The sequence below is a fragment of the Paenibacillus polysaccharolyticus genome, assembly GCF_900102085.1.
Lineage (GTDB): Bacteria > Bacillota > Bacilli > Paenibacillales > Paenibacillaceae > Paenibacillus > Paenibacillus polysaccharolyticus.
Genome location: NZ_FMVM01000014.1, coordinates 50,885 through 63,465, shown reverse-complemented (window position 1 = coordinate 63,465; position 12,581 = coordinate 50,885). Strand labels below are relative to the sequence as shown.

Below are 12,581 nucleotides of genomic sequence, written 5' to 3'. Positions count from 1 at the left end.
GGTTCACCCATGCGACGGAAGAATATCATACGGATGATTGCGGCGATGATGGCTGCAGTAATGCTGATCAGCATGTTGCCGCTCCATATTGCTGCCGCTGCGGTTTCTGCTGCGGGAACAACATCGATCAAGAACGGATTCATTAAAGTAACTGTGGATAACGCAAGCGGCCGCTTCAGTATTCGTACGGAAGACGGACAACCTATCCGTAAAAAAGACAACGGAGTAGACATGATCTTTGGTGGAGATAATCCGGAGACTTCATTTACAACGTTTAAGATTAACGGAGTTGATTTGATCTTCGGTAATCCCTATAAAATGGCACCGAACTGGACCTCGGAGGTAACCCCTCCGAAGGTTGTTACAGGAAATGATGGTACACAAAGTGTCGTTACCGTGTGGACCGTTCAAGGAATTCGGATCAGCCAGATTATTACCTTGTTACTGAAAGAAGACAAGGATCAGGGCGGTAACGCACGCGTCCAGTACGTTGTGGAAAATACAACGAATGCCAAAGTGGAAATTGGCTCTCGGGTATTGCTCGACACATCGGTTGGAGGCAATGACGGACCCGCTTTTCAGATTGGGCAGAACTACTCGGTTCCGCTGACGGTAGAGCGCAAGCTGGTACATGAGCCCGAGAAGCTTGGGTATAACAAAAACGTGGACGAGCAGACCTATAACCTGCACAAACTGCCAGCCTACTGGGTTATGCGGGACAAGCTGGAACCGGGCAATCCGTCTGCAACGAACGTGATTGCCTACGGTTTCAACAACTTGTTTGAGGGTGGCATCAACATTGTCGACGAGATGATCGTTGGACATTGGGCTAACCTCGCCGGCACAAAATGGGATTATGAACCCGACGAGAATTTGGATTATACCCAGGATACGAATAAATATGGCACAGCTGATACAGCTGTAGCTTATTATTGGGAACCTGATGCGGTACAAGCGGGCGGTCAGCATACGTATGAGCTTGTATACGGATTGGGCGAGATTGTATCACCGGAGAAAGTGTTCGACGTGCGATTCCTTGATCCAACACAGAAGCTGGAGACCAACGAGGATGAGACAGGTTACGTGCGTGACGGTGTGTTTGAAGTCAACACCGAGATCGAGAATCTGGAAATGTTCAGCATGAACCATAGCCAGATTGATGTTACGTTGACCCTGGAGAACGGTTTGAACTTTGTGGACGAGGATGGCAAGGAACTGAACACACGAAGCCAGAAGCTCACGTTCCGCAAAGACGTTCCACCGGAGCAAGCTGCGCAAGGTGTGGAATATATTCCATATAAACCGGGCGAAGTAGTTGCAGCCAAGTGGCGGGTCAAGGGTACAGGCAAAGCCTGGCCTTCAACACGCCAATACATGGTGACGGTGAGTAGCCCGGAAACGGAGAAAAAGCTGGAGACAACGATCAGTGAGAGCAAACAGCTCCCTGAATCGGAGATTCGTGCGATCTATGAATCGTCACGAGCCGGTTTTATTTTCCTGCCACCCGTTGGCGAGCTTCGCAAAACGCTGGTGTACGCTTTGTCACCGGAGGAAACGTTCAGTAAGGATGAGAAGTACATCACGCTGAATGTGTCCAACATTGCGGCATACAATGTCGGTAACGCAGCGACATCAACCGCAGCTAATTTTGATATGTATCTTGTCAATGTGAAGAACGGGGATCGTTACAAGGTTCCAGTGACTCGCTCCGTGACAACCCAACCGCTCGGAAATGGATTTGCTGGAGATATCAAGCTGGTCTATCGCGGTGGTGAAAAGGTGAATCCAGATGGTACAACACTGGAAGTACTCCATGATTCCGTTCTCCCGCTTGGGGAGTACACTGTACAGCTCGATTACAAGGACAAAACGATTCCCGAGCTGGCGGAAGCACTCAGCTTCACAACAAGTCAGACGTTTGCTGTAACGGACAACGAAGAGAATCGGGTTCGTCAGGCAGGTATTCTCGCTGTATATAAAACCAAACTGGATTTGAGTGCAGGTGCGCGTGACAAAGCAGCTTTTGCAGATGTGCTGCCATGGACATATGGCAATCTGACGGATGCACAGTTCAAAACCAGACTTGATCAGGACAGAGCAAGGTTTGTGGCAGCGAAACAGGAGATGGTCGCTGCTTCACGCAAACTTGACCCTGCACTGGATATTGCTGGAGCATTGGATGCATCAGGAACACCCGTATATGCAGTGGAAACGTTTGAGGATGAGAAAGCGTTCGAAACGTTCAAAGATGGACTGGACGAAGATGCAGAGCAGGAAGTTGTGCTCGAAGTGCGCGGTAAAATCGTGCAGTCCGGTACGGGGGCGAGCGCCCAATACACCGTTCAATCGGATACCGAACCGGCAATTCTGAACCAAAGTGTTGCCTACAAGGGTAAAGATCTGACGATCTCCACCGGGAAATTCCCGCTTGCTGATCGGCTGAGAGGGAGTACGGACACGCCGTTCTTGCAGGCGCTCTTCGTAGGCGGAGACGGTACGTTAAGTGTCGCGAACAGCGGTTTTGTCTTTCATTCCGGTGAATGGACCGTCGATTTCTATAACGGATTCGACAAGTCGCTTGGAACCGAATCGAAATTGAGCGAAGAAGAGCAAGCATGGGAAGAGGGGCGTAACCCGGAAGACCCGACGTTGAACGGTACGTTGACGTGGGCGAACGGTATGATCGGTGATGCGCTCAATCCTTATCGCACACTGCTTGTATCGTATGTATATTTTAATAAACATACGTTGTTCACCACGCCATCCTTCTCGCTGAACGGGTTTGGCTTGAAGCTGAATGATTTCATATTGAGACAGGATGGCGTTTCTTTTGGCGGTGCGATAAAAATGTTTATCGTCGATGGTGAAGTGAAGAACGTCATGTTCAACAAATCGGGGTTTGTAGGGATCGAATCCGCATTGAAGTTCCAACTGGATAACAGCATTGGTTTGTTCAAGCCAGGCTCGGAAGACAGCATCAAAGGCGGCATTGATGTTACGCATTATAAAGACCCGAATAAATACGGTGTGATGAACTCCTACGGGGTTAACTTTGAAGCCAAGCTGGAGAACTTGTTCTCGATCAGTGCAGAGCTTGCTTTCAAGCGTGTTCCAGATGGACGGATTATTCCTGACGTCATTGCGTTTGGATCAGACCTTCCTGATCCGGGAATTCGTATTAATCCGGCTACGAAAATCTCAAGTTTGCGCGGAGCGGTTCGTGAACTTGCGATGACCATCGCTGGCGGGACAGAGCGTTTGCCGCTCACCCTTGAAGCAGGCATCGACATGGAGATTGGTCAGAAACCTGCCGTTTTCTCGGGTAGCGTGGACCTGACCTTGAAAGCAACAGGTTTCAAAGTAGTCGGCAAACTGGGTTTTGGCGAAGGCAGCAAAGTGATTCCAATGTTGACTGAAGCGCTGATCCAGACACAGTGGGTGAGTCCGATGTTTATTCGTGCCCGTGCGCAGATTGATGTCGGCGGCTGGGATGTAATTGTGGGTAGTGCCAGTCTGTTTATCGGTGAGAATCTGGAAAAGGGCCGCGTTGATTTTGAAGGCATGGTCAGCTCCAAAATACAGGTGCCGCGTTCGGTGCCGGTTGTCGGCGGCATGGGCTTTGGTGTCCGGGCGGGAGCCAACAACGACCAGTTGTGGGCAGGCATCTCGCTGTTGTTCCTGACGCTGGGCATCAAGTATTATTGGGGCGGCGGGATATCGTTTATGACGGATGGCTCAGCCTTGGACAACGAAGCACTCGCACATCTGGCGATTAACGACCCAGAGCAGGGGCCACGTCTGTTACAGATCGGTACCGGCATTAAAACGCTGGCAACCTCATGGGAAAATGAAGAGCCTGAGCGTTACGAAATTCGATACACTGCCATTGAAGATGGCATCGATATGATTGAAGACAGCTCCCAGAACCTCGGTATTGGCGGCATCCGTACGTCCAATGGAGGCAAGACTCATGTGATCCCGATGAACGGAGTGACAGGGGATGCTTTGCTGGAAGTGGAGTATTTTACAACGACCAGACCAACGCTGAACCTTAAACGGGCTGACGGAAGTACGTACAACATCGTATTTGGTGAAGCAACTGACAAGAATGCAACCGCATTTGAACAGATCATTAAAGCTCCAAAAGAAGGTGATCTCAAGGGGGACGGCACAACCGTAACCAAGAAGGAAGAACAACAAAGCACGGACGTGCGCCGCGTTTATATTGCGATTCCGCAAGAGGATGCAAAAACAGGCAGTTGGACACTAACCTCCAGTCAATCTGTTAAATCCAAACTGATGAATATTCCGGTACTCCCCGAACTGAGTTCCACGGCTCTGGAAGTGAATGTGCAAGATGCGGATCAATTCACAGCACGCTGGACGGTGGACAATGCTTCAGCAGGGGATACTGTGGACCTGTATCTATCCTCTGACCGTCTGCAAGCCGCAGTGACACCGGATGAGAAGGTTGATCCAGGCATCATGATCGCCAAAGGCATTGAAATCGAGAGTGCTGACATTGATGCAGATGGTCGTGCCTCTGGTGAGATGACCTTTGACGTGAAGAATATCGCTTATTTGGGTGGAGCCGATCTTCGTGGTTTGCTGCAACAAGGTAAATATTATTTGCGAACTGAGCTTAAGACGGATATGGCGTTCTCTGTCCTGTCGTCTGAAGAGGCCTATACGCTTGTCGATCCACTGGCTCCAGTGGCCGTGCCATCTGTAGAAACCAGAAGCATTGGTAACGGCATGTTCGAGCTTGCTTTCCCGGCAATGTCTAAAACTGCTGCGGAAGAAGCCGACGAGTTCACGTATATCGTGACTGCATCGGATGAACAAGGACAATTGTATGATCCGTTTGGTGAGGAAGGGTACAATGAATCCGATTTGAAAGCTTCGCTGAAGGATGGCAAATATTATGTGACTGTCGGTGGCTGGAATGCACTGGGTACCCCTAAACTGGGACCGGATGGCAAGGTGCTCCGCAATGCAGACGGTACCATTGTGATGGATGATGACGCGAATAAGACGGAAGATAAGAGCGCTCGTCATTCCGGACTGGAGCCAGGTAAAACGTATCGCATGGGCGTTACGGTTGCGCGTAAACCTGCCTCGGATGACAAAGGCAACCTGCGTCTGTCCACCACGACGTACAGTGATGGAAAACTTTTGCCTGTTCCGACAGGACCGGTACTCTCGCTGAACAATAAACAAGTGGTGAATAACAAAGTAGAAGTAGTGACCGGTTCAAATGAAGTAACAGTGAGCGCGGCTTCGAATCAACCTAACGTGGTTGTAGAGGCTTCTACAGATGATGGCGTGCTGGGAACGTACAACCTGAGCACGACGGACAAGATGAAATTTAACTTTGCAGTGGATGGCGTGTATGCCGTTCAGCTCAAGGCGAGAAACACCAGTACAGGGGACATATCGGTAACGATGCTATATATCACCGTGGATACCACAGCTCCAATGATCTATCTGGATTCACCTTTACAGGGGGAACGTGCACAAGGCAGCATAGCGATCGTGCAAGGGACGACTATGACCGATGCCGAGATTATTGTAACAGATGCGGATAGTGACAAAACATTGGCACAGTTTAAGCCTGACGAAAATGGAGATTTCAAACATGAAGTTCCATTGGACAGCAGTCGTTTGAAAACCCGTTTGCGGATCAAAACGGAGGATGCTGCTGGCAATGTCAACTCAGCCGTCGTTGAGGTGTTGAACGGAGATTTCAAACTGCCACGCAGATTGAAAATGGTGATGCCTGAAGGACTTGTTGCAGGCGGAGAGCAAGCACCGGTCCAGACCTATGTGGAGTACATAGATGGCACACGCGAGCTTGTAGACAGCAGCAAAATGACATATAGCATCATTAACGGGGACGCGAATGCATCCTTGGAACAGGGTGGAATGATCACCGGTAAACGTGTCGGGGCTTCACTGATCCAGGCAGATTATAACTGGCAGGGTACCGAACTGAGCACCATGGATGTGGTCTCTGTCGAGGCACCGAAGACGGGAACGGCACCACCGGATTACATGGATACGATTAAAGCATCAACGATTGGCACAGGCAAAAAAGGAGAGACACGTGTGGCGATCAGCGCAGCCGGACACAAAGGAAACATGGCTGGCAGTGAACTGGCGTACCGTATCTTTACGAGTCAAACACAGGCGATACTGCCTACGTTTGAGCAGGATATCAGCGGATGGAGCACATTGCCTGCTGATAAAATCATTAAAGCCAAACCAGGTGAATGGGTGGTCATCGCCAAACGTACGGTCAAAGAACCTAAGCTTGTCACGGCAGCTTCCGCAGCTGTGAAAGTCAATGAACGGATCTCGGCGGATGCAGATGTAACGCCAACAGGGAACCATAAACCACCTGCATCCAATATACCTTCAGGCCCATTAACAGTGGGTGGTATTGTGATTGACAGTAAAGCCGCAGGCCGTGACCTCAAGGCTCCACTGGAACTGAATGGGGTGAAGCAAGAAGGCCTGTTACTGGTGGATGTTACACCGGGAGCTAACGGTCCAACGGTTATCGCTCATCCGGTAAGGGAGGCTTTATTGGAAGCTGCGAAGCAAGATCAGCGAATTCGTCTGCATGTAACGGGTCAGATGGAGAAGCTGCGTTTTGATCTCGATGCCGACCTTATTAAACAGCTCGCTGCCAAAAACATTTCGATGGATCTGGAGAGCGATTGGGGGAGCTATCGACTGAACTGGAAATCACTCGATATGCAGGCACTGGAAGCATCGTTCCCTGGACAGAAGGGCGAGGATATCAAAGTTAGTATGAATGTCGGTAAGCCTGAAGCGATTTACGAACAACAAGCTGCCAAACTGGCGAAGGATGGTCGCATCGTTCCGAGAGGAACGCCTGTAGCCTTTGATATGATCGCAAGTGATGGAAGCAAAACCGTTGAAATTAACAAACTTTTGAGTATGACAACGAAAGAACTGAATTTGCCTCAAGGTGAGGATGGGCGTTCGGTTTCCACAGTTGTTGTACTTGAAGCGGACGGCAGTCTGCGTCATGTACCGACGCGTTTTGAAGTCAGAGAAGGACGTATGATCGCGATGGCAAACAGTATGACTAACAGTGTGTATCTGCCTGTTCATTATGAAACGTCGTTCCGTGATATGAAAAATCACTGGGCAGCTGAGGCTGTAAAAGATCTGGCATCACGTCTTGTTTTAAACGGGGTATCCGCTACAAACTTCGAGCCTGCACGCAGCATGACACGTGCCGAACTTGCAGCACTGATGGTAAGAGCATTGGGTCTGAAGCCGGGTACGGATGCAGCTCAGGGTGCAGTTGCTCCATTCACAGACGTACATGCGAAGGACTGGTATAACGATGTCGTGACAACGGCGACAACCTATGGCCTGATGACAGGATATAGTGGTAACCGGTTTGGGCCGCAGGATGTGATGACACGCGAGCAAGTGATGGTGATGCTGATTCGTGCCTATGAAATGGCAGGACATACAGCACCGGCAGCAAGCAGTGCTGTCAGCGCACTTGAAGGGTACACCGATGGTTCCAGCTTGTCTGGATGGGCCAAAGACAGTGCTGCGCAAGCAGTGAAGCTTGGACTCATTCAAGGCAAGTCGGCAACGAAGCTTGAGCCGAAGGCTCCGGTAACACGTGCCGAGATGGCTACCCTGGTCCGCAGATTGCTTGTAGAACTGGATTTGCTGTAAGTAATGGCGGCAACAAGAAACAGCAACAATACAGCAGTGCAACAGTCATAAGAACAAATTCAAAAATCCCGGAAGTCTGCAATGACTTTCGGGATTTTTTTATGTAGTTTAGACCCAGCCTGTAAATGCCAAAATAGATGCTTTGGCTGATTGGGCTTCCATGTGAGTACCTGTGCGCCAAGCCTTCGGCGACTCACCCATTAATCTGGCGAAGCAACGGTTGAAGCTGGAAATGGACCTGAACCCGACTTGCTCAGAGATCGAGAGCACCGAGGCATCGGTACTTTTTAATCGTTTGCAAGCCTCTTCTACGCGTGTACTGTTTAGAAAATCAAGAGGGGTCGTACCCATAATCTCATGGAACTTGCGGCGAAAATGGGTGGTGCTTAGATGACACAGTTCTGCAAGCTCATCAATCGTCACCGGCATCATGTAATTCCTCGTGATAAATTCCAGGGCAGGGGATATAACCAGATCAGGCTGACGGCTCTGCCTTTCCGTTTCCCGCATCTGTTCTAGTTCCAGCTTCTGCTCTCGGCTAAGCCCGTTCTCATCGCTCGCATGAATTCGTAGCAACTCAATATACAGCGACATTAATAATCCATACGCACTCTCTCGATAGAATGGGGTTTGCCGCTGGATTTCCTCTACAATCGATGTGGCCAGCATATACACCTTCGGATATTGATCTTTATGTAACACACAACGACCTGCTTGAATAGCTCGGAGATTGGGCTCCATGTTACTCTGCGGTGTTTTTAATGAATGCTGGAACAGTTCCTCTGGCGAAAAAAAGAGATAGGCCCACCTGCTTGCCGTATTAGGTGAACTGTATGTCGTATGGGGCAGGTAACGAGGTAGGAATGTAACATCTCCGGCTCGAAAAGGAACGTTTTCTCCCTTGATCTCCATTACACCTCCATCGGAGTAACAGATGCCAATCTCCATATGATTATGGAAGTGTAGGTGCTCACTCTTCATATCAGAGATTTTCCAGCGTTCCCCGCTGAGTAGCAGAACAGGAAAGTCTATGGGCAGGCTGTAATGGCGGTATTCAATGACAGGTTTTTTCGGTTTGGGCATGTCCGGCTGCTCCTATTCGTCGGATTATAAATGATCGAAATTGCGCAGTTTTGTTACGAATATGCTTAGATGCAAACTATTTTACTGCGTACAATGAAATAAGTAAAGCGTTTACATCACAAGACGGTCACTTCTTAAACTCAATTTGAGGAGTGTGCGCAGGAGAGGGGAATTTCAATGCTGCAAGTGAAATACGACCGTGAACAAATTTTAAACGTTATTCAGAACGTAACGAGAAAAACACTGGATATGGATTTGACTTGGGATTGGCCCTGCGGCGTAGCCTATTACGGAGTAGCGAGAGCTTACCAAACGACAGGTGATCCGGAGATTTTGGACAGGCTGGTGAAGTGGGCGGATGAATATATAGAGCTAGGCTTGCCAAGCTGGACGGTGAATACATGTGCAATGGGACATGTATTGATCACGTTATACGAAGAGACAGGCGATCAGAAGTATTGGGATACCGTCATGAGTAAAGTGGATTATTTGCAAAATCATGCGCTCCGCTTTGGCGATCGGGTGTTACAGCACACGGTATCAACAGCGAATGATTTTCCTGAACAGGCCTGGGCAGATACGCTGTTTATGGCGGCTTTTTTCCTGCTCCGAGTGGGTAGCAAGCTGAAGGACGAAGCGATGATTCAGGATGCGCTGAATCAGTATTACTGGCATATCAAATACCTGCAAGATCCAAGCACCGGCCTGTGGTATCACGGTTATAACAACGTGAACAAGGATCACATGTCCGGCTTTTACTGGGGACGAGCGAATGCATGGGGAGCTTATACGATGTCACAGGTCAAACCGCAACTCAAAGAGTGGTACTTGTATCCGCAATGTATGGACGTTGAATGTTCCTTGCGTGATCAGCTTGCGGCTATCAAGTTGCTGCAGACGGAAGATGGCTTATGGCGTACCGTGCTGGATGATGCGGAATCTTATGAGGAAGTTTCCGCATCATGCGGTATTGCAGCGGCTATGATTAATAACGGCAACCCATTGCATACGAAATATGTACAAAAGGCCCTTAGCGGTATTTTGCACCATATCAGCGAGGATGGACGTGTACTCGGGGTCTCCGGCGGAACAGCTGTGATGAAGGATCGCGATGGGTACCGCAACATTCCGAAAGACTGGATTCAAGGATGGGGTCAGGGACTGGCACTGGCATTTCTGTCGGATATGTTACGACAAGGAGAGTGAACATGTTGCCGAAATCAACCAAAGGCTCTTTCACGTTACCAGGAGAATCCGGTTATGAAGCACTGACGCTGGAGCTGGCTGAGCGGTGGGGAGCCGATGTGATCAGAGATAGTGACGGGACAAAGTTGTCGGGTGAGATCATTCAGGCCGGATACGGCATTTATTCGACGATCTGTATCATTCGGGATCATAATGAGTGGGCATCAAGGAATAAGGATAAGCTCCAGCAATGTTTTCTTATTACTCAGCCGAAGGTAGCCGTTCAGGATTATATCTCCATCTATCTGATGGAGGACTTTTTTGCCGAACAATTCAAGGTGAACGATTCGAAGGAAGCGTTGAAGTATTGGCAGGTGTACGACCGGACGACCGGACAGGAAGTACCGAGAACACAGTGGAATTACGAAAGAGAATCCGGCAACGTAGTCATTACTGGCATCACCCCTTGGCATAAATACACGGTAAGTTTCATGGTCTATCGTATCTGGGAAGAAATATCTATGTATAATCACACAACCAACAACTGGGACAAAGAACACCTGATGCAGATCGACCCCATCTATGCAGACACGCAAACGTATCTATTGGATTGGATGGAAAAATGGTGCCTTGCTCACCCCGAAACAACGGTTGTTCGATTCACGTCGCTCTTTTATAATTTTGCCTGGATTTGGGGCAGTGATGAGCGCAACCGCCATCTGTTCTCGGATTGGGGCTCTTACGATTTCACGGTTAGTTCAAGAGGGCTTGATTTATTTGCGGAAAAATATGGCTATGCACTCACCGCAGAAGATTTTGTGAATGGCGGAAAGTACCAGGTCAGCCATATGCCTGCGGGGCAGCGCAAGCTGGACTGGATGGCATTTATCAATGATTTTGTCATTGATTTTGGCAGAAAATTGATTGATATCGTGCATCAGCATGGCAAGCTGGCTTATGTATTTTACGATGACAGCTGGGTAGGCATGGAGCCTTACAACGACCGCTTTGAAGAGTTTGGCTTCGATGGCATGATCAAATGTGTGTTCTCTGGCTATGAGGCCAGAATGTGTTCGGGCGTCAAGGCTGAAACACATGAAATTCGCCTGCATCCCTATCTGTTCCCCGTTGGGTTAGGTGGATTACCTACCTTTAAGGAGGGTGGGAACCCAACGCTTGATGCCAAAAATTACTGGATCAACATTCGGCGCGCGTTATTGCGCGAGAAAATCGACCGGATTGGCCTGGGCGGATACCTGCATTTGGTAGAGACTTATCCTGATTTTGTGGAATATATCGAGAAGGTCGCAGACGAGTTCAGGGAGATCAAAGCATTGCACCAGGCAGGCAAACCTGCGCAGCTTCAAACGCGTGTGGCTGTGCTTCATAGCTGGGGCCGATTGAGATCCTGGACGTTGTCGGGACATTTTCATGAGACTTACATGCATGACTTGATTCATGTGAATGAGGCGTTAGCCGGGTTGCCGGTTGATGTACGCTTTATCGATTTTGAAGATATTCGCCAAGGCGTGCTGAACGAGGTGGATGTCGTCATTAATGCTGGAAGAGCCGGTTCTGCATGGAGCGGTGGCGAGCACTGGAATGACACGACGTGTGTGGATCAGCTCACCCGTTGGGTGCACGAAGGAGGCACATTTATTGGCATCAACCAGCCGTCGGCTGTGGAAGGTTATGATACCTTTTTCCGAATGGCTCATGTGCTTGGGGTGGATGAGGATACAGGTGCGCGTGTAGTGCATGGAAAATGGGCCTATGACGTGCAGGATCGGCATGAGCTTGTGCCAGAAGGTGCAACAGTGAAAGGCAAGCCGCAACGTTATCTGACCGATGGAACGGCCGAGGTGGTGCTGGAAACGGAAGGGAACATTGCACTGTCTGTACATGCGTTTGGCAAAGGAAAGGGAATCTATCTGTCTTCGTTCGAATTCAACTGGGCGAATGCCAGACTGCTGCTGAATCTGATCCGCTTTGCAGGTAATGAGCAACACAATACCAAGTATATTACGGATAATGTGTATACCGAGTGTGCGTATTATCCCGAGAGCGGCAAGCTGGTTGTAATCAACAACAGTGATCAGGCGCAGACGACGACGATTGACACGGAACAGGGGATGCAGAGGTTTGATATCGCACCATTTGATACAATGATTACCCAGATTGGAGCGCAGGCTTCGGTATAATATCAGCTACTTTCCATATTGTACTGTTATCGAATCGACCTTGGAAATGATTAGTTCCCACACAAAAAAGCTCATGACCTGTAGCACATACGCTATAAGTCTTGGGCTTTTTGTGGCACAAACAAATTTATTATGATGCCATACGTTACATGTATGGACATACGGCCTGATGTGCTAGACTAATGAAAAGTTATGTCAAAACTTGAAGCTATGTATAGCGCGAGTTGATTTTAATTACTATGAGACTAAACGGATTCAGTTTACACTTTAACGGAGAGGACAGAAAAAAACTGAAAAAGCGAAGCGGTCGCCTTTATCACCGGATTTTTCCATTGAAAGAGAGAATTGAAAAAAATCTGGGGATAACAGCGATTAGAAGGATTT

4 protein-coding genes are annotated in these 12,581 nt (G+C 48.9%); 3 read left to right on the top strand and 1 reads right to left on the bottom strand.

What is annotated here, in order from left to right; genetic code table 11:
* Window positions 1-9: 9 nt before the first annotated feature.
* Complete coding sequence (locus BLQ13_RS19420) at window positions 10-7,728, top strand: S-layer homology domain-containing protein (protein WP_090923170.1); 7,719 nt, start codon at window positions 10-12, stop codon at window positions 7,726-7,728.
* A gap of 108 nt (window positions 7,729-7,836) precedes the next feature.
* Here the strand turns inward: BLQ13_RS19420 and BLQ13_RS19415 are convergent, their stop codons facing one another.
* The gene (locus tag BLQ13_RS19415; RefSeq protein WP_090923168.1) at window positions 7,837-8,811 is read right to left on the bottom strand and encodes an AraC family transcriptional regulator; all 975 of its coding nucleotides are present in this window, start codon (window positions 8,809-8,811) and stop codon (window positions 7,837-7,839) included.
* A gap of 177 nt (window positions 8,812-8,988) precedes the next feature.
* On the opposite strand from BLQ13_RS19415, the gene BLQ13_RS19410 reads away from it, so the two are divergent.
* Together BLQ13_RS19410 and gnpA are read left to right on the top strand one after the other, a co-directional pair.
* Entirely contained in the window at window positions 8,989-10,017 is a 1,029-nt protein-coding gene (locus BLQ13_RS19410; protein WP_090923166.1) for a glycoside hydrolase family 88/105 protein, read from the top strand.
* 2 nt (window positions 10,018-10,019) lie between these two features.
* Window positions 10,020-12,197, top strand: a complete 2,178-nt coding sequence (gene gnpA, locus BLQ13_RS19405; RefSeq protein WP_244159386.1) for a 1,3-beta-galactosyl-N-acetylhexosamine phosphorylase — start codon at window positions 10,020-10,022, stop codon at window positions 12,195-12,197.
* The last annotated feature ends 384 nt before the right edge of the window (window positions 12,198-12,581 follow it).